This window comes from Iningainema tapete BLCC-T55, from assembly GCF_014698965.1.
GTDB classification, from domain to species: domain Bacteria; phylum Cyanobacteriota; class Cyanobacteriia; order Cyanobacteriales; family Nostocaceae; genus Iningainema; species Iningainema tapete.
The window spans coordinates 148,710-166,606 of the sequence record NZ_JACXAE010000025.1 but is presented as its reverse complement, the minus strand read 5'-3'; the positions used below and the strand labels follow the sequence as shown (position 1 = coordinate 166,606).

General features: G+C 40.9%; 16 protein-coding genes and 2 pseudogenes. 9 read left to right on the top strand and 9 right to left on the bottom strand.

Translation table 11 applies throughout. The annotated features are described in order from the left end of the window. Positions 1-145 precede the first annotated feature (145 nt). Positions 146-295, bottom strand: a pseudogene (locus ICL16_RS05480) (TIGR00341 family protein); the annotation flags it as partial. A 77-nt stretch (positions 296-372) separates the two neighbouring features. Between ICL16_RS05480 and ICL16_RS05475 the strand changes: the two are divergent. Beyond that, positions 373-1,185, top strand: coding sequence for a hypothetical protein (locus tag ICL16_RS05475; RefSeq protein WP_190825866.1), 813 nt, complete (start codon positions 373-375; stop codon positions 1,183-1,185). Here ICL16_RS05475 and ICL16_RS05470 read toward each other — a convergent pair. Beyond that, on the bottom strand, positions 1,144-2,652 hold the full coding sequence (locus tag ICL16_RS05470; protein WP_190825865.1) for a serine/threonine-protein kinase: 1,509 nt from the start codon (positions 2,650-2,652) through the stop codon (positions 1,144-1,146). The two genes, ICL16_RS05475 and ICL16_RS05470, sit on opposite strands and share 42 nt — an antisense overlap. Positions 2,653-3,244: 592 nt before the next feature. Here ICL16_RS05470 and ICL16_RS05465 point away from each other — a divergent pair. Beyond that, the gene (locus ICL16_RS05465; RefSeq protein WP_190825864.1) at positions 3,245-5,944 is read left to right on the top strand and encodes an MHYT domain-containing protein; all 2,700 of its coding nucleotides are present in this window, start codon (positions 3,245-3,247) and stop codon (positions 5,942-5,944) included. Between the two features lie 26 nt (positions 5,945-5,970). Continuing rightward, positions 5,971-8,202, top strand: coding sequence for a methyl-accepting chemotaxis protein (locus tag ICL16_RS05460; protein ID WP_190825863.1), 2,232 nt, complete (start codon positions 5,971-5,973; stop codon positions 8,200-8,202). 152 nt (positions 8,203-8,354) lie between these two features. Here ICL16_RS05460 and ICL16_RS05455 read toward each other — a convergent pair whose 3' ends face one another. Next, positions 8,355-9,659: a protein kinase domain-containing protein gene (locus ICL16_RS05455; RefSeq protein WP_190825862.1), complete on the bottom strand. Its 1,305-nt coding sequence runs from the start codon at positions 9,657-9,659 to the stop codon at positions 8,355-8,357. A 193-nt stretch (positions 9,660-9,852) separates the two neighbouring features. Here ICL16_RS05455 and ICL16_RS05450 point away from each other — a divergent pair, with 193 nt between their 5' ends. Next, positions 9,853-10,143, top strand: a complete 291-nt coding sequence (locus ICL16_RS05450; protein ID WP_190825861.1) for a hypothetical protein — start codon at positions 9,853-9,855, stop codon at positions 10,141-10,143. Further along, positions 10,140-10,553: a PIN domain-containing protein gene (locus ICL16_RS05445; RefSeq protein ID WP_190825860.1), complete on the top strand. Its 414-nt coding sequence runs from the start codon at positions 10,140-10,142 to the stop codon at positions 10,551-10,553. The genes ICL16_RS05450 and ICL16_RS05445 overlap by 4 nt, the downstream gene beginning before the upstream one ends. 93 nt (positions 10,554-10,646) lie before the next feature. On the opposite strand, the gene ICL16_RS05440 is transcribed toward ICL16_RS05445, so the two are convergent. The 4 genes from ICL16_RS05440 to ICL16_RS05425 form a co-directional block, all read right to left on the bottom strand. Then, a complete protein-coding gene (locus tag ICL16_RS05440; protein ID WP_190825859.1) occupies positions 10,647-11,138 on the bottom strand; it encodes a hypothetical protein in 492 nt (163 codons plus the stop codon). 189 nt (positions 11,139-11,327) lie between these two features. Then, a complete protein-coding gene (locus ICL16_RS05435; RefSeq protein WP_190825858.1) occupies positions 11,328-11,627 on the bottom strand; it encodes a helix-turn-helix domain-containing protein in 300 nt (99 codons plus the stop codon). 132 nt (positions 11,628-11,759) lie between these two features. After that, the gene (locus ICL16_RS05430) at positions 11,760-11,942 is read right to left on the bottom strand and encodes a hypothetical protein (RefSeq protein ID WP_190825897.1); all 183 of its coding nucleotides are present in this window, start codon (positions 11,940-11,942) and stop codon (positions 11,760-11,762) included. An 83-nt stretch (positions 11,943-12,025) separates the two neighbouring features. Beyond that, a complete protein-coding gene (locus ICL16_RS05425; protein WP_190825857.1) occupies positions 12,026-13,477 on the bottom strand; it encodes a serine/threonine-protein kinase in 1,452 nt (483 codons plus the stop codon). 177 nt (positions 13,478-13,654) lie between these two features. On the opposite strand from ICL16_RS05425, the gene ICL16_RS47615 reads away from it, so the two are divergent. Together ICL16_RS47615 and ICL16_RS47610 are read left to right on the top strand one after the other, a co-directional pair. Then, positions 13,655-13,876, top strand: coding sequence for a hypothetical protein (locus tag ICL16_RS47615; protein ID WP_190825856.1), 222 nt, complete (start codon positions 13,655-13,657; stop codon positions 13,874-13,876). Further along, a pseudogene (locus ICL16_RS47610) lies at positions 13,861-14,166 on the top strand (ATP-binding cassette domain-containing protein); the annotation flags it as partial. The gene ICL16_RS47615 and the pseudogene ICL16_RS47610, both read left to right, overlap by 16 nt. A 342-nt stretch (positions 14,167-14,508) precedes the next feature. On the opposite strand, the gene ICL16_RS47140 reads toward ICL16_RS47610, so the two are convergent. Next, positions 14,509-14,697: a hypothetical protein gene (locus ICL16_RS47140; RefSeq protein ID WP_337906916.1), complete on the bottom strand. Its 189-nt coding sequence runs from the start codon at positions 14,695-14,697 to the stop codon at positions 14,509-14,511. Positions 14,698-15,228: 531 nt separating this feature from the next. On the opposite strand from ICL16_RS47140, the gene ICL16_RS05405 reads away from it, so the two are divergent. Then, positions 15,229-16,191 carry a hypothetical protein gene (locus ICL16_RS05405; protein ID WP_190825854.1) on the top strand — a complete coding sequence of 321 codons (963 nt, stop codon included), beginning with the start codon at positions 15,229-15,231 and terminating at the stop codon, positions 16,189-16,191. 14 nt (positions 16,192-16,205) lie between these two features. Here the strand turns inward: ICL16_RS05405 and ICL16_RS05400 are convergent, their stop codons facing one another. Next, entirely contained in the window at positions 16,206-17,201 is a 996-nt protein-coding gene (locus ICL16_RS05400) for a hypothetical protein (protein WP_190825853.1), read from the bottom strand. Between the two features lie 109 nt (positions 17,202-17,310). Here ICL16_RS05400 and ICL16_RS05395 point away from each other — a divergent pair, with 109 nt between their 5' ends. Beyond that, a complete protein-coding gene (locus tag ICL16_RS05395) occupies positions 17,311-17,886 on the top strand; it encodes a YIP1 family protein (RefSeq protein WP_190825852.1) in 576 nt (191 codons plus the stop codon). The last annotated feature ends 11 nt before the right edge of the window (positions 17,887-17,897 follow it).

Below are 17,897 nucleotides of genomic sequence, written 5' to 3'. Positions count from 1 at the left end.
TATAATAGTTAATAGTTGACCGTTAACTGTCAACTGTTAACAGTTAACGGAACAAACGATTTGTTCACAATTTATATAGGATTGCTATATTTGCATATAGTAAGTAACTATTTCTCCCTGCCTGGTAAGGGCCAACAGTCTGCCCCTACTGATTTCGTGGTTCTCTTCGCACTTCTTGAATCTCACCGACTTCAAAAATCAAGGTGAAAGGTTGTCCCATTTCTCGCTCGACAAATTCTTCCAACAACTCCACTTGCTTTGGTGTTACTGGTTCCTTTGGTTTATTGAGGCGGATAGTTATGCTTAATTTGTCCAAGTGGGTGGGTAACTTAAATAAATAACTTTCGCCCTTGCTAGAAGAGGTTTGGCACAATGGGGATCAGAAAAACAGATAACAGCGGTTTAATTCAGAGGTTTTGGAACCTGAAAGTCCTCATTGCTTTAGCACTGGCGTTGGCGCTACTGAAAAATTGCTACAACAATCAGGAAGTGATCTCACCTGATATTGAAACTACATCTGAAGTAGCACAAAAAACACAGGAACTAAGTGGTAAAACCGTAACGATCAGAGGTAAAATACAGCAAAAGGTAGGTTCGAGCTCGTTTACGGTGAGCGATCGCCAATTCTTTAGCGTACCCATTGTCGTTGTGAACGCTTCGGCAAAACCTTTCGATTTGCCTGTAAATAAATCTGTAGAAGTTCAAGTTACAGGTTTAATTCGTAATTTAGTAATTTCTAGCCTTGAGCGGGATTTCAATCTACGCTTGCCCGAACAAGAATATAAAAATTTCATTAACCAACCTGCAATTATTGCTAAATCCATACTGTTATCACCCACAACTAATCAAATCACCAGTAACCCCGAACAATACTATGGTACTAAGCTTGCGGTTAGGGGTAAAGTGGAAAATATCCAAAGTCCAGTTTTGTTCACATTAGATAATGGTCAGTGGTTTGGTACAAACGATTTATTAGTTTTATTAAATGTAGCACCAAAAACAGTAATCAAGCAGGGTGAGATTGTAGAGGTTAGGGGTGTAGTCCGTCCGTTTATTGTTGGAGACATTGAACGCAACTATAACATAACTTGGAATACAAGAGTAAAAAATCAACTGAAAATTAACTATGGTAACAAACCCGTGTTAGTTGCTGAAGCTGTAAACCTTTCGGAAATATTGCGCTAATGACGGTGTTTTCAATATTATTGGGCTTGCTCCGGAAAGTTTAGATATAGTGGAAACTTGTTTAAAATAAAAGCGATCAGGCGGTGCATTTGGATCTTTACTAGCAAAGGCACAATATGCGCTGGAATTGACTTGTCCATAAGTTTTGAGGAAGTCAATGCAACTGTTGCGATCGCTAAAGGTAGCTACATATACTACAAATAACTGCTCAGAGGAAAGATTTGGATAATCTGGTATCCAAAACACTCCTGGTTGACGATAACCCACTGCCTGTAATCTTTTAATTTGCTGGACAGCAGATTGCAAATTAGATTCGGTAGAATCTGCTATGAAATGAAAAGAACTAGGCAGATTAGCACTGTTTGTAATTGCTAGTTCATTTGGCACTATTTGAGGACGAGTGGTTTCAGATGGTGGGGATTGTGATTGTGGTGAAAGTAGCGAAGATGAATTTTTATATGTTATAGGTTGAGGAGATTTTGTGAGTAAAAGACTAATAATTATCGATGCACCAACTAATCCACCTGCGATTAAACTACCACCTAGAAAAATACCGTTTTGTTTTCTGCTCTGAGCGGCTGACTCAATTGCCGGAATCTGAGTTTGCGGATGGATAAAGGTAGGTGTGGAGGCGGGAATCAAATTTGTAATCCGCTGCAAAGCATCCTGCATTGCTTTTGCGCTCTTGTAGCGTTCACTGATATTCAACCGAGTTGCTTTATGTAAAACAGCGAACATATTTGGGCTGATAGTATCGCGCTCCCAAATAATCTCTCCAGTATATGAGTCTGTCGCCAATTCTTGCGGTAATTTTCCCGTTAATAAATAAATAGCTGTTAGCCCCAAACTATACAAATCGCTGGCAAAAACAGGACGCCCTGCTACTTGTTCATTAGGCATGAACCCTGGTGTACCAATGATAATTGAACTGGTAACAATTCCATTATTTACCACTGTTGCCATCGTTTCTCGCACCGCACCAAAATCAATTAAAACAGGCAACCCCCCCACGGGGGGGTTGCGCAGAATAATATTGTTTGGCTTTATATCGCGGTGGATAATGCCTTTACCGTGCAAATATTCCAGTAAGTTTAACAAACTGATTAAAATTGAGTGTACCTCACTTTCGCTCATACACCCATTTTGTTGTATTATTTGGTTGAGGGTTTGTCCGGGAATCCATTCTTGTACTAGATAGAATTGATCTGCCTGTTGAAAGTAGGCGTATAGAGCAGGAATTTGATTACTGGCTCCTCCCAATTCTTCTAAGATGGCCGCTTCCCGTTGAAATCGCCTTTGCACTACCCGGGTTACCTCTGGGTTGTTGGTAATCGGTTTTAGTTGTTTGATCACACAACGACGAACAGAAGGCATTTGGGTATCTTCTGCTAAGAATGTTTTGCAAAAGCCCCCAGAGCTAAGTACGTCGATAATGCGATAGCGATCGTTCAACAATGTTGGTTTCATTTAACCATTAACCAAATAATTCGTAATTCGTAATTCATAAATTTATTTTCATTCTAATTGATTTTGAACATTGTATAAAGAAATTCTCAAAAAAGATTGAAAATCATGCAAATTCTACATTGTGTATTATTTAATATACGGATAAAAGCTTTGGTAAATCTAAGAACATTTATAGTTATTGCTACAGTTTATGTACAAACTCTATATACCGCAAGGATACTGAGATGATTTAAAATATATGTGTCTAGAGTTGTACGCCAATGGTAACAGATAATGACTTAAAAAAATGCATCACATATGCTAAATAACTAGGTAAAACAAATTGGTTGTTGCTTACTTAATACAGATAAATATAGTAAAATTGAAAGGTGTATTTGATGATCTGGAAACTCTTTTAGGTCAAAAAAACAAAATTTGGTTGTAAGCTACAGTAATCACGGTGCAGCAGAAATATAAAGGTTGTTACTCCACTACCAGCAAATATAAATTACTCCCTGTTTAAGTGTAAATCAAACTTTAATTCCGTAAGATCAATTAGTAAAAAAAATAGTAAGTAAATAATTATACAAATAGTTAGCTTGAGGTTAACCAGATGCTCCTGGCAGATGTGGCTTTAAGTAGTACATACGATTCGCGCCTTGTAGCGCTTTCACTCGCGATCGCAGTCCTTGCCTCCTACACCGCTCTCGATCTATCTGGGCGGCTCAATGCTTTAGAGGCAAGGGCTAGACTTGCTTGGTTGATTGGCGGCGCAATAGTCATGGGAATGGGTATTTGGTCGATGAACTTTGTCGCCATGCTAGCGTTGGGTCTGCCGATCGCCATCAGCTATGATATGTTGACTGTACTGCTCTCAATGCTACCTGCGATTGTCGCCTCTTTTGGTGGACTTTTTTTGGCTAGTCGCTCTTCCTTGAGCATGAAGGAATTGCTGAGTGGTGGTGTATTAATGGGGATTGGAATCGCGTCCATGCACTACATGGGAATATACGCGATCCGGATGGAAGCCACCATCCAGTATAACCCGGTGCTGTTGGCACTATCAGTAGCGATCGCCATCGGCGGATCGATTTTGGGATTATGGATTGCGTTCCAACTACGCCAGCAGACTAGTACAACTCTTGAGTGGACTAAAATTGGTGGTGCTCTTGTCATGGGGGTAGCGATTGTTGGGATGCACTACACGGCGATGAAGGGTGCTATCTTCACCCCAACCAACCCAACAGCAGTTGCGTCCGAAACAATTAACGGTTCACTAACAACTCTAGCAGTTGCGATTGGCACCGCTACCATAGTCATCCTGGGTTTCGCGCTGATGACTTCGTTTGTGGAAAGGCGTTTGACAAGAGAGGCAAAACTCTTAGAGGAGGTTGAAGCTCAAGCCAAAGCCGAAAAGCTATTTACGGAAATTACCCTGCGGATACGGCAGTCGCTCCACTGGGACGATATCCTCAATACAACCGTCGATGAAGTTCGTATTGCATTGACAACAGATCGTGTGATTATTTACCGCTTCAACAGTAATGGTTGTGGTACTATCATCGCGGAATCGGTATCTCCAGGTTGGACGACAATCTTAGGGGAAACAGTTAATGACCCCATGCGGTCAGATTACATCGAAATGTACACAATAGGTCAAGTCCAAGCTACCAGCAACGTTGACAAAGTCGGTTCTACAGATTTTCCCAAGGATATTTTAAAAGACTTTCAAATCAAAGCCAATTTGGTTGCACCAATTCTCAACCATAATCATGAGATTTTGGGCTTATTGTGTGCCCACCAGTGTTCTCAACCTCGCTCTTGGCTCAAACCTGAAATTGATTTAGTCAGAAAATTAGCAATTCAAGTTGGCATCGCTCTAGAACAAGCGAGTCTATTAGATGAAGCAAAGCTTGGACGGCACGAGCGGCAACTAAGCGATCGCGCCATTGCCGCAGTTAATCACGCTATCTTCATTACTGATGCACATCAGCCTAACAATCCTATCATCTTTTGTAATCCGGCATTTGAAAAAATCACAGGCTATTCAGCCCAAGAGGCGCTTGGGGGCAACTACCAATTTCTACTAGGTAAAGACACAGACCAATTTACTGTGCAACAAATACACAACGCCATGGGCAATTCTTGTGAATGCCAAGTGGCGATCGAGAATTACCGCAAGGACGGAACCCCGTTCTGGTGTTACCTAACGGTTTCTCCATTACGAGACGCTGTGGGAAGAGTAATAAATTATATTTTTGTACTAATTGATATTACAGAAGACAAGCGGGAAAGAGAAGAATTAAGGCGTAGTAAAGAAACTTTTTACACCCAGCTACTACAACTTCTTGGAGATTTAAAAGAGGCAGATAAAGGCGATTTAACTGTTCGGGCTGAAGTTACAACTGGTGAAATCGGAGTAGTGGCTGATTTTTTTAATGCCATCATCGAAAGCCTGGAGAAAATTGTTATTCAAGTAAAACAAGCTACTCATCAAGTAAATGCTTATACTGTGGAGAACTCTACGCAGATCCAGCAAATAGCTGAGCAATTGCTCCTCCTAGTTGAAGAGATTACCCATACCCTTGAAGAGTTAAGTAAAATGAACGTTTCGATTCAAGCAGTAGCAGAAAGCGCCCGTCAAACTGCGCAAGTGGCTGGCACTACTTCTGATACAGCAGAGGCGGCATTAGCAGCAATCGATGGCACTGTCAACAGTATCTTGAATTGGCAACAGACAGTGGGGCAAACAGCTTTCAAAGTGAAGCATATGGGTGAGTCTTCGCAAAAAATTTCCTTCGTTGTATCATTAATTAACCAAATCGCCATACAAACTAACGTGTTAGCTATCAACGCTAGTACTGAAGCGGCGTGGATGGGTAATGAAGGTCGAAGCTTTGCTATAGTGGCGGAACAAATCGGTCAATTGTCTATCCAATCGGCAGAAGCGACTAAAGAAATTCAACAAATTCTGGAGAATACCCAATTGGAAACAAGCGAAGTAGTCAAAGCAATATCTCTGGGAACAACGCAAGTGCTGGAAAAAGCTCATTTGGTTAATGATGCCAAGCTTAGTTTAGGGCAGATTTTAGAGGTATCTCAACAGATAGATCAGTTGGTGCAATTGATTTCTACTGCAACAGTATTACAATCGCAAACTTCTGTTTCAGTCGCCGCGAGTCTGAAACAGATTGCCCTCACCTTAGAAGAAACTGCCGATTCGTCTCGCATTGTGTTTAGCTCTCTACAAGAAACACAAGAATTGGCAAGGCAATTACAAGCTTCTAGTGAGATATTCAAAACAGGGAGTTAGCAACTGTGGAGCAGGAATGGAGTAGGATGAGCAAAGTACGGGCAGCGGCTCTAGCCTTTTGTATGCTGCCGATACTAGCCGTCGGGACATTTACCTACTTGAGTGGGCAGTTGATCGGTAAACAGATTACTCAAGCTAAGAATTCTGGTGTCAAAGGTTTAGAACAAATAGAAGCGGCACAGAGGCAACAATTGCCACTTTTATTAATTGGCACAGGGGTGACGGCAGTGGTTTCCGGTGCGCTCGCCGCAATATTTACCAATCGCACCCTTCGTCCAGTCTTAAATGCTGCCGCCACTTCTACTACTGTGGTGAATAGATTGCGCCTCGATCAAGTGAGTACTGGCGGGAGCATCAGCAACAAAGACGAACTGGTTACCTTAGAAGCAAATATCAAGCTGATAGAAAAACAGCTTCCAGAGGTGCTATCGAAACAAGAAGCTGAAGCCGAACCATTTCAGGTATTTACAAATATTGTCAACAGGCTGAGGGAATCGCTTTCTTCTGAAGAGGTGTTTAAAACTACTGTTGAAGAAATCCGCACAGCTTTCAGAACGGATCGCGTAGTGATCTTTCGTTTCGACAGCAACTCGGATGGAACCGTTGTCGAAGAATCGGTAGCACCAGGCTTGCCGAAAATGTTGTGGGCTACCATTGAAGACCCCTGTTTCAGCAGCTATGTAGAACAGTATCGCAATGGTCACGTCCAAGCTATTGACAATATTTATCAAGCAGGTTTGAGTGACTGTTACATTGGGTTGTTGCAGCGATTTGCGGTCAAGGCTAATCTAGTTGCACCCATTGTCACAGATAACCAGCTATTCGGTTTATTGATTGCCCATCAGTGTTCAGAACCCCGCTTTTGGGAGCAGGTGGAAATTGATTTATTCGCCCAGTTGGCTGCTCAAGTGGGATTTAGTCTTGACTATGCTAGGCTTTTGGAAACAGTGGGCGCTAAAGCCGATCAAGCTCAGGTATTTATTGACATTACCCGCCGCATTCGCAAATCGCTGAACGAAGAAGATGTTCTCAACACCACAGTAGAAGAAATGCGCAAAGCTATCAGAACGGATCGCGTACTGGTATATGGCTTTGACAAGGACTGGTATGGCACTGTAATTGCGGAATCGGTTGTGCCTGGTTTTCCCAAGGCATTGCGAGCGCAAATCAAAGACCCCTGTTTTGCCGAGGGGTATGTGTCCAAGTATCAGGCGGGACGGGTTGTGGCAATTGATAACATTTATGAAGCAGGTCTTTCCGATTGCTACCTCGGTCAACTCGAACCGTTTGCTGTCAAAGCCAATTTAGTTGCGCCGATTCTCAAAGATGGTCACTTATTTGGTTTATTAATTGGACATCACTGTTCTGCACCCCGTCATTGGCAGCAGTTTGAAATTGATTTAATTACACAGATCGCCATGCAAGTGGGGTATGCCCTCGATCATGCTAGACTGCTCAAACAAGTAGACCAAGCATTCCACGCAGTTGAAGTTGTTGAAGGCAAGCTAAGTCAACAAATCAAAGATAGCCAAACATCTGTCGAGGCTCTTTCAAACGGTCTTTTCAACCAGATGGAGTCCGTTACAGCTACTTACAACCAAATTCTATCAGTAGCTGATTTGGCACAGTCCATGCAAGCCATTGCCCAACAAGTTGAACTTTATCAGCAGCATGTTAGTCAAACGGTACGTGCCGGACATCAGGACATGAACCGGATTGTAGAAGGCATTTGTGCTTTCCAAGAAACAGTTGTAGAAGTTGGTGTTAAGGTTAAGCGTCTAGAACAGCCTTGCCAAAAGCTTTCCACAATGGTATACCTCATTAGTAATGTTGCGGCGCAAATGAAGCTTCAGACAATGAACGCTTTTGAAGCAGAAAACATACTTTCCTCGGCGCGGAAGTTGGAGGCGGACATAGGAGAAATTAAAACCCTTGTTGCGTCCATTGTCTCAGAAACTCGTGAGATGGCTGCTGCAATCGAGTCGGGGAAAGAACATGCGATCGTAGTCTGTCAATTGGCACAAGAACAAGAGCAAAAACTTCATCAAATTGCCGCCAGCGATCCCCAAATTACTTCACTGCTGGAGGAGATTGCCTCTGTTGCTTCTCAAGAAGCCCAGCTTTCAACAAATGCAAGCCAATCTATTATATTATTTGCCAATATTTCTCATCAAACCTCTGAACAATCTCAAGCAGTTGCCGACTCCTTAGCCAACCTGGCGGCACTTACAGAAGAACTCTCAGTTGCAACAAGTTAATAAATTCGCAAAAGAAGGCTTTGTTTTTTCCTCGTTACCATGCTCTGCATGGTAATGCATTCTTTGAGGCTCTGCCTCAGAGCGTGCAATCCAGCACGAGGCAGCAGCCCGCCCCGTATTGCATTCCAAATTGAGAACTGCTATAACTATGGTTATTTCTTAAAAAATCTCCGATTGTGACGGTCTTGATAGTTCAAAATATATTGAACATTTTGCATTTCTAATTCTGACAGTAAGTTATTGGGAAATTCCCTTGATGAATATATTGGACGATACCACGACTGTTTATTAAAATATTCTTGTAACCCAGGATTATCAAAACGGCGACCGTGACGGGCGAAAATAGAATTACGCATAACATCTAACTCGAAACCGTCTTTACCTTCTAAGTCAGCATCTGTTACAGTTCTTTGCGAAAGCCAAGAATAATTGTTTGATGAAGTTGTCTGTATTACCACTGGCTGTTCTTTTGACTGTTGAGAAGACGTTAACACAAAACCAATAATTACAGATGCACCGATTAAGCCTCCGGCGATAGCACTTCCCATTAGGACACGATTACGACGATTATCTTCGGCTGGGGGTAATGTATCAAAACTCACGGTTTGAGGAGGTGGTTGTGTAGGTGGAATCGTATTTGCTTCACTTTGCAAAGCCATCAGCATTGCTTGTGCGCTCTTGTAGCGATCGCGTGGATGGTAGGCAATGGCTTTATCGATCATCGCCGCCAATGTGGGGCTAACATTCACAGTATCATGCCAAATAAATTCTCCTGTTTGTGCGTCTGTCGCTAATTGTTGTGGTTGTTTCCCAGTGAGCAGATAAATTGCCGTGATTCCTAAACTATATAAATCACTAGCATAAACTGGTTTACCCATAGCTTGTTCACTGGGCATATAACCAGGCGTACCAATGATAATTGAGCTTGTCGGACTGCCTTGGGAATTCATTACCGTTCCCATCGTTTCCCGCACTGCACCAAAATCAATCAGCACGGGTTTACCCCCCACGGGGGGGTTGCGTAAAATAATGTTATCTGGCTTGATATCTCGGTGAACAATGCCTTTGCTGTGTACGTACTCCAATACTGGTAATAAACTTGCAAGTATTTCCCGAAGGTTACTTTCACTCAATACTCCTTGCTGCCTGACTTTGGCCGTGAGCGTCTCGCCTTCAATCCACTCTTGAACTAAGTAGAATTGTCCATCTAATTGAAAATAAGCATACAAAGCCGGAATTTGGTCACTACTTCCACCCAATTCTTCCAAAATTGCTGCTTCCCGCCCAAACCGCTGTTGCACCAATTGATAAATTTGAGGATTATTGTGAATCGGTTTGAGTTGTTTAATCACACAACGACGCAGAGAAGGCATTTGGGTATCTTCCGCCAAGAAAGTTTCACCAAATCCACCGCTTCCTAAAGTCCGAATTATGCGATAGCGGTTGTTGAGCAGCATTTACACCAATTAGCGGCAGTTAGCATAGGGGTAGTCGTTAAATATTTTACCTTGTTTATTTTGTCGGCAACTGGTCAGCGGTCGCTGTAATATACTATTGATTGTATTAAACGTGCGCTGCATTGTGTCTACGCCATGCTCGTCAACTTTGACTTACTATTGCTATAAAAGCAGGGTTATAGGAAAAATCCACATGCAAGCTTACAAACTGAAGGGAAAAATTGATTCAGCAGGTAAATTGGTAATTACAGAACCAGTTAACATGCCACCTGGAGATGTGGAGATGGTTGTTTGGCAGGTAGTTGAGACAAATGCTAATACTACAGTACCAGAAACCTCGTCAACAACGGCGACACCTAAAAGGCAAGTAGAATGCTCAATTCCAATCTTGAAAGAATGGTTGGAAAATACAGAGCCTGTTCCTCCTGATTTTGACCCAGATCAAGCTAAATGGGAATATTTGAAGGAGAAACATAATCTGTGAAAGTTTTACTAGACACAAACGTAATTGTGGATGTTGCTATTGAGCGACATCCTTTTTATCAAGAAAGTGTGCAAGTTTTATCGTTTGTTTACCTCAAACAAATCGAAGGGTACATTTCAGCTTCCACTTTTAGTGATATTTACTACATTATCCGTAAAGTCAAAGGACGAGATTCAACTCTTGATTTTTTGAGAAGAATATCTACCTTCTGTCAAGTTGCCACCGTGGATCAAGCAGCAATAACAATGGCTTTAAATGCCAATTTCAAAGACTTTGAAGATGCGATTCAGTACAGCACTACCATAGTTAATCAATTGGATGCTATTGTCACCCGTAATGCCCAAGACTTTACAGTTACTTCTCCTCGAATAATTACTCCTGCACAGTTGATTCAGGAATTGACAAATTAGACGTAGTCAATAGTACCATCTCCAACTAAGTCTTTTATTAACGATTTGTCATGCGGTTGTACACTAGACGAGACACTCAATTCATCTCAAACTTTACTGGTTAGTTTTGAGATAATTCTCAAAATCTTCACCCGCTTCTTGAATCTGGATGTCTGACTGTTGTAATGCCTTCATAACAAGCCTTTGGGTCAGTCCATCATCAATTTGAATATAAAGTTCTAATAATCGTCTATATTCTTCATCTGTACCATTTTCTAATAGAGATTCTGTGTGATTTTCAATATTATCTAAAAGCCATATTTTATCAAATGAAAGAATAGCTGAGCGGACTAACTCAATATCTGAATTACCGACAGAGGCTAACTTGATTAACTCATCAAATAAACTCTGACGTTCTTTTAAAGTTAGATAATTCAGAATTTGCAGTGCCGTCACTCTTTCCCCTGGATTTTGTAAGGCTTTTCTAATCAAATCTACTCTAGATTGGCAATTTAGGAAGTTTTGACGAGTTGCGTGCATAGCTTTTTCTTGGTCAATTAATTGATGCCAGTCTATATCTTGTTGATAGTATTTTGTTTCTGCCATAGCTTTTATTGACTCTCTCCTAACTTTTTTACCTACTGATGTTTAGCAGCAAAGTCCGGTATTCTGCGGGTGATGCTGTAGTTACCATAGCTAACAAGTGCTATTTTTCCTTTTATTGTTCTATACTAGGCAAAGTAGGGCGATCGCAATGCTTACGAAGGGTGAGCGTGTTAGTATCAAGCAAATGCATCAAGTGTCGGACTCCTCATCAACTTCCGACCGTCCCCTTGCTTGGTAGATTGTTGCTCTCAATCCTGAAAGAGAATCATCATCTGCTAGGGAACCTGCCTGCTTTATAAGAATAGTTCTACCGCTTTGAGAGCTTAACCAATCATCAATTGCAACTTTTAAAAACCTCCAGTTGTCCTCAATTCTACGAGCCGGAATATTTCCCTGTGCGGCTTGACGAAGCACTGTTTCAACAGGTAGCCGTAAGTATGCTGAGGCTTCTTCGAGGGTTAGAACCTCTGGTAATGTTACTTGATCCATGTGAGAATAATTTTTTAAATGAACCGCACTCCTACGCAGAGAACGCAAAGAAAAGGAACAGAGGATTGTGACAAATCATTCATTACTACTATAGTATTGTACTAGAAATAGTACTATCTTTAACCAAGTCGTTTATTCACGATTTGTCATGCGGTTGAAAACAAGGCGAGAGATTTGGGGAAATATTTCCCAGTCGTAGGCGTAGGCGCGATCTTCAGCAAAGACAACAAGAATGTATGCTGTTTTACCATCTGGCGTTGATATATATGCTGCTTCTTGTCGCGAACCGGAAGTCCAACTTGATTTAGAAGCCAAGTTAATATCTTTTTCTGCTCAAGACTCGCCAAAAAATCTTTGTAATTCTTAATAATATGAGACTTATACTATTGTTCAAAAATTTAATTTAATAAACCCACTTCTGCCCAAACTACGATGTACGGAAAAGGTGAAGTAGGGTCGGCAAAGCTATCTAATTTCAGAATAACCATTTCCTGTCCTGGCACAGCAACACCTATTGAATCTGCTAGCTGATAGCTAGGTTTTTGAGGCTGGCTTATCCGCAAATTAACTCCGTTGATAACAGTTACTTTATTACCAATTCGAGGAACAACTCTTGGATCAATAGTGACAGGTTGAATTGTTTTAATCAGTTGTTCTCCTGGCAAGGCTGTTCCTACAGTCTTGTTTACAGCACCAATCCTGATCCAACCAACGGAACGAGTTTGATTTGGTGGAGTTACAGGTAATTGAGTAGGGGTAGCTACTGGAACTGGTAGTGGAGAAGCAGAAGGTTGTGTAGATGAAGGCTGTTGAGTATTTTTCGATTCAGACACCACCATCTGAGGACTTCTTGTCAAGAAAAAACCAATTACTACACTGACACTAATAAAAACCCCTAATATCAGGATTTTTTGCAAATCGGTTAAGCTATCAGAGTTAGGAATTGGCTTAGACGGATATGAAGATAGAACTGTTTTAGTCTGTGAGGATGCTTCTTGTGCCGAGAGAATAGTAGGTGCAATTGCGCCAGTACGTAAAGCTTGCCGCATTTCTTCGGCGCTGGAGAAGCGATCGCGTGCATGAGATTGAATCGCTTTATCCAAAACAGCGGCAAAACTAGGAGTCACATTCAACGCATATTGTCGCCACAAAATCTCACCAGTAGCGGGATCGCACGCTAATTCTTGGGGAATCTTACCTGTAAGTAAATAAATTGCGGTTAACCCCAAACTATACAAATCACTGCTATATAAAGGGCGTCCAGCAGTTTGCTCACTGGGCATAAATCCTGGTGTGCCAATTACAATTGACTGGCTCGAATTTCCCGAAGCTGTTACTACCGTTCCCATCGTTTCCTTGACTGCGCCAAAGTCGATTAAAACTGGTTTGCGATCGGCATAGCGAATGAGGATGTTATCTGGTTTAATATCCCGATGCACAATCCTCTTACTGTGGACGTAATCGAGAACTGGCAAAATATTAATCAAAATTTCTTTAACTGAACTCTCGCTTAATTTCCCCGGCTGTTGCAGCTTTTGCGTCAGGGTTTGTCCCTCGATATACTCTTGCACCAAGTAAAATTGCCCGTTCTCTACAAAGTAAGCATATAACCGGGGAATCTGATTACTACCATCACCCAGTTCTTCTAAAATTGCCGCTTCTCGTTGAAAGCGTTCTTGCACCAGTTGGTGAACTAGGGGATTATCAGCCACTGGCTTGAGTTGCTTAATTACACATCGGCGTCCCGATGGCATCTGGGTATCTTCTGCTAGGAATGTTTCACCAAACCCGCCAGAACCCAATACCCGAATCACCTGGTAGCGATTGTTCAACAGTGTCGGTGTCATCATAATATCAGCTATAGTTTATCAAAAAATATCACAATAAAAGTTACAATAGTTTTAGTGTATTTACTTATAATATTTTTTTGTGGTCTTTCATCAAATTTTCGTAAAAGTTTCACACTATTGATACTTTAGATAGTTAACACGACAGACAATCACGTAAATATCCCATCTGGTAATTCAATGACATTCAAAAAACAACACAAAACTTTTCTAAGTACAAACCAATACTTAGAGTTAAAAAATCAGGAACAAATTTTACAGTTAGAACTGAACAAGCAACAGCACTTAATAGGGCGCGATCCGATAACTGCGGATCTAGTAATTCCAGAAGATTGGCAAGTGGTGGGGCGTTGCCAAGCGGTGTTACCCAAAGAAGGACAAGATTACCGGATATTGATGTAGCCAATGTGGTGGAAAAAACTTTACAACAAGTGGAAATGTCTCACCGCCAGAATGCGAGGGTGTGCGAACTCAGTGGGGGACAGCGGAAGCGGGTAAGTATTGGAGTGGAGTTGCTTTTTGATCCAAAGTTGTTTTTCTTAGATGAACCAACATCTGGACTCGATCCTGGGTTGGATAAAAAGATGATGCAACTGTTGCGGAAATTGGCGGAGCAGGGGCGGACGGTGATTTTGGTGACTCACGCAACAGCTAATATTAGGTTATGCGATCGCGTTGTTTTTCTCGGTCAACCTTGCTTTAGCACTTTTAACAGCGCCTATAGGCATTAGTTTAAGTTTACAATGCAACCTGGGAAAATCTGAGTTTGAATTGGGCTATATTGTGTTTACACACAGTGATTTATTTGGCTCTTACCTTGTGGTTGCAAAAGCGCAAAGATATTTTTTAGCAGTAAACATATGAAAAACCGTGAAACCTAAATTTCCACGGTTTTATTTTGGTGTGAGGAGCTTAACTATTGACTATGATAAATAAACTTGACTGGGATCAACACGGTCGTAACGATTTTAGTAACGAAATTTTTGTAGAGACGCGAAATTTCGCGTCTCTACTATAGACATTGAGATTTTCTCCTAGTGATTACGAATTAAATTAGGTCTATAGTGGGGGTAAAAATCAGAGCAATTGATCGCTTCTTCAGTTAGAGCAAAACTAGGGTGTACCGTACACTTGAGATGATAGTCGCCTGTAAAGAATTGACAATCGGCACACTTGATTTGATGCAAACGCTTCACAGTGGCAATTCCATAGCGAGCAGTCATCCAGGTAGACCGCAACACAAGAATAACTAGTGCCCAAGCAGTTACAAAGCATATGGGGACTATAACAGGCTGTACAGCCTGAACCAGGGAATACAGTATTTGAAACATGAAATTAGCGGGATTTGACTCTAGCTTGGGAAGTGAGTACGTCAATACTCAATAGCAAATCTAAACATTGCTCTCATAGTTTAATAGTAGTCACCCTCGACATAACAATTACCCGCCGAAAGTCTTAAACTGCAAGCAACCTAAAGAACGATTCAAGTGAATCAACTCATGTATAGCCCAACACATTTATTCGTGGGTTCAACCACCGCAATCAATTTAGACGGTTGAGGATTTGTATTCATCAACACGAAAAAAGATTTATCTGAATTCTAACTTTGGTTGGATTTTTAAAATAGCCAAATAAATCTAAAGAAAGGGGTAATTAACACATTTTTAGAGACAAGATAGTAAAAGAAACAAAAATTATTGTTTTCTCTATAAAAAAAGTCAAACTTGGTGACAAAAACTTTAAGTTGAACTGCTATGCCTAGTGACATTTTGCTAAACAATAACTGTGAATTGATTGAAAACAACCAAACTATAGAAATTTCTCTTTTATTAGAGAACCTCAAAAACAGTATATGGATATTGGGTATTCCATCCTGGCTTTTCGCAATTACTGATAGAGGTGTTGCAGCATTTGCAGATGGCTATTTATCTCCCATAGAGCTTCTACACTTATTTACAGCCTCTTTCTTCTTTGTGACTTGGCTGTTTTTGAAGCCTGACGAAAGTTTGAAGAATGATAATGCAGGCAGTCTCCACTATCACACTTATTTAAATTCTTATTGTCCTGAAGCATATCTACCTACAGCGACGAGAATGTTTGAGTTGCAAGAGCAACATATGATTTCTCAGGCATACATTCTGCCTTTTCCCTATCTCTGCCAAATCTATCATTTATTAAACTTAAAACATTTGGAAACAATTCACAGTTTTAGCCTTAATAACTTAAAAGTTATTGACGTTAGTCATTTTCAGGCTACAGTCAATGGTGGAATGCTAAAATTTCAAACAATCTTAGCTGTATCTGCCAATGTTCTGAGAATTTGGAGACAACCAATAGTTGAAGTGGAATTAAGATTGCTTACTCCTTTTACTGTTGAACTTAGTATTCCAGTTTATAATGAGAAAAAAATCATTGTAGTATTCAATGTTCTACCTTTAAACACGCAGGCGCACAAATTCTTTATAGATATTTACAGTGACTTGAAGTGGCCCAAACCAGTTCTGCAAATCATTTTGCATCTTGCCTCTTGTCTGACACTCTATGAAGATTTGCCCTATTTACGTACACTTGCCCAAAGAAATATAGACCGTTTAGTCAGCTTAAATAGGGTTTCAAATCACGAATCAATGTGGCTTTTTAGAAGATTCGTTGAACTATATGGTTCGAGCATAGAACAGAACGAATTAAGGTTATTGAGTAGCCTTGAAGACAAATAAGCGTGCGATCGCAACTACTCCGCCCAAATCGGCAATTCATTGACTTTTTGTAGCATTAACTCAACGTAAGTAGTATTGCTTCCGCCCACAAACGCCGTACCAAAATAGCCTTCTAATCCATCATGGGTATGAGGTCCGGTGTTAACAATGGTATACTTCCCTTGTAGACGGGCTTGGTTAAAAGGGGAAGCAACCGTTCCATACCAACGAGAAGCGAAGACAATACCTGTAATATCCTCAACCCAATCTCGACGCCCCCGCAGATGATACACATGCTCGACCTCATCAAAACCAGTTTCGCCATCAAAGCTACCACCCACAGAAACTACAATTAGTTCAGCGTTGAGCCATTTATCTAAGTAGGAAACTGCACCAAGTGCTACTTGCGCTCCTCCACTTGTACCAATGAGAATCAATTTGACGGGTTTGCCAGATTGAGGAATAGGATGGGCAGCTTTCATCCGCTCAATAATTGCTGTGGCGATTCCTTGATTATAAATTGGTCCGTAGCGATTATCTGCAGAAATAGCAAACCGCCAAAGATTGCGAATTTTGATTAATACATCTGCACTATCCCACCGATTTTTTGCTTTCTTCATAGCCCGCCACACAGGCGCTAACAAACGTTCTCCCCCCAAGCTTTCGTTAGCTACTGAATAAGGAAAGACATCACTAACGGCTACGCAGTTGGGATGAAGTTGCACCAGCCGTTTCAAGAAAATTTCTTCACCAGGAGTCAGCTCGTTAGCAGAAAAATCTCCCACTCCTGGTAAGAAGATGATATAACAGTTAATTTTGTTTTGGGAATCATTGTTTATACTATTTTTAACTGGATTTTCTATTTGATTTCTGTCTAACCCTAAAGTTTGCGCACCTTGATTAAACCACCAGATCAATGTTCCCACCGGAGCAAGAGTACCCCAAATTAGTAGTAATACTCCAGCAAAGATGAGTAGCCGGATAGTTTCACCTGTTAACTGTTGTAAGATCCGTCTAATAAAAGTAAACATTTAAGAAATGGAAATTGTTTGAGTAAAATAAAGTAATCTGGAAGAAAGGTTTTTGTGAACAAAACTTGATTTTATTAAATTTTTACTTTATTTTCAACTTGAAGAAGAAATGAGTGTAAATGAAAATCAGTTAAAACAGGGGTTGTTTAAAACGCTTAAGTATGCATTAGCTCTGAATTCAAGTCTGTATGAAAATGCGCAAAATACACAACAAACTCATTTGCTAGCCCTAACTATTGTAATTTTGGCAGCAGTTTCTCATGCTTTAGGAAGCGCGGTTATTTTGTTGATTAATCGTGCGTCACCTTGGATACTGTTAGTAGGAGTTTTACTGGATGCTTTAGCCTTAGTCATTGGCTACTATTTCTGGACTTTCACAATTTGGAAGATTGGGCAATGGTTAAAGCCCATCGATCCAACGTACAGTGATTTGCTCAGTCCAATTGGTTTTGCTTATGCACCCCAAGTGTTAAATTTTTTAACATTAATTCCTTTATTAGGAAGACCAATTGAGTTAATATTGGCAGTATGGAGTTTGCTAGCAGTAATAGTGGCTGTTAGACAAGGATTAGATATTAGCACTCAGAAGGCAGCGTTAATTTGTTTGATCGGTTGGCCTTTGATTCAAATTGCGATCGGCTTAGTACAAGTTGCACAACCACAATCAGTAAGATTGCAGCTTTAACTTAACTACGG

What these genes read in the sequence shown, in the direction of transcription:
- ICL16_RS05425 (WP_190825857.1), bottom strand. Translation starts at nt 13,477, where the DNA reads ATGATGACACCGACACTGTTGAACAATCGCTACCAGGTGATTCGGGTA.
- ICL16_RS05400 (WP_190825853.1), bottom strand. Translation starts at nt 17,201, where the DNA reads ATGTTTACTTTTATTAGACGGATCTTACAACAGTTAACAGGTGAAACT.
- ICL16_RS47140 (WP_337906916.1), bottom strand. Translation starts at nt 14,697, where the DNA reads ATGACTGCTCGCTATGGAATTGCCACTGTGAAGCGTTTGCATCAAATC.
- ICL16_RS05450 (WP_190825861.1), top strand. Translation starts at nt 9,853, where the DNA reads ATGCAAGCTTACAAACTGAAGGGAAAAATTGATTCAGCAGGTAAATTG.
- ICL16_RS05435 (WP_190825858.1), bottom strand. Translation starts at nt 11,627, where the DNA reads ATGGATCAAGTAACATTACCAGAGGTTCTAACCCTCGAAGAAGCCTCA.
- ICL16_RS05405 (WP_190825854.1), top strand. Translation starts at nt 15,229, where the DNA reads ATGCCTAGTGACATTTTGCTAAACAATAACTGTGAATTGATTGAAAAC.
- ICL16_RS05475 (WP_190825866.1), top strand. Translation starts at nt 373, where the DNA reads ATGGGGATCAGAAAAACAGATAACAGCGGTTTAATTCAGAGGTTTTGG.
- ICL16_RS47615 (WP_190825856.1), top strand. Translation starts at nt 13,655, where the DNA reads ATGACATTCAAAAAACAACACAAAACTTTTCTAAGTACAAACCAATAC.
- ICL16_RS05465 (WP_190825864.1), top strand. Translation starts at nt 3,245, where the DNA reads ATGCTCCTGGCAGATGTGGCTTTAAGTAGTACATACGATTCGCGCCTT.
- ICL16_RS05470 (WP_190825865.1), bottom strand. Translation starts at nt 2,652, where the DNA reads ATGAAACCAACATTGTTGAACGATCGCTATCGCATTATCGACGTACTT.
- ICL16_RS05460 (WP_190825863.1), top strand. Translation starts at nt 5,971, where the DNA reads ATGAGCAAAGTACGGGCAGCGGCTCTAGCCTTTTGTATGCTGCCGATA.
- ICL16_RS05440 (WP_190825859.1), bottom strand. Translation starts at nt 11,138, where the DNA reads ATGGCAGAAACAAAATACTATCAACAAGATATAGACTGGCATCAATTA.
- ICL16_RS05395 (WP_190825852.1), top strand. Translation starts at nt 17,311, where the DNA reads ATGAGTGTAAATGAAAATCAGTTAAAACAGGGGTTGTTTAAAACGCTT.
- ICL16_RS05455 (WP_190825862.1), bottom strand. Translation starts at nt 9,659, where the DNA reads ATGCTGCTCAACAACCGCTATCGCATAATTCGGACTTTAGGAAGCGGT.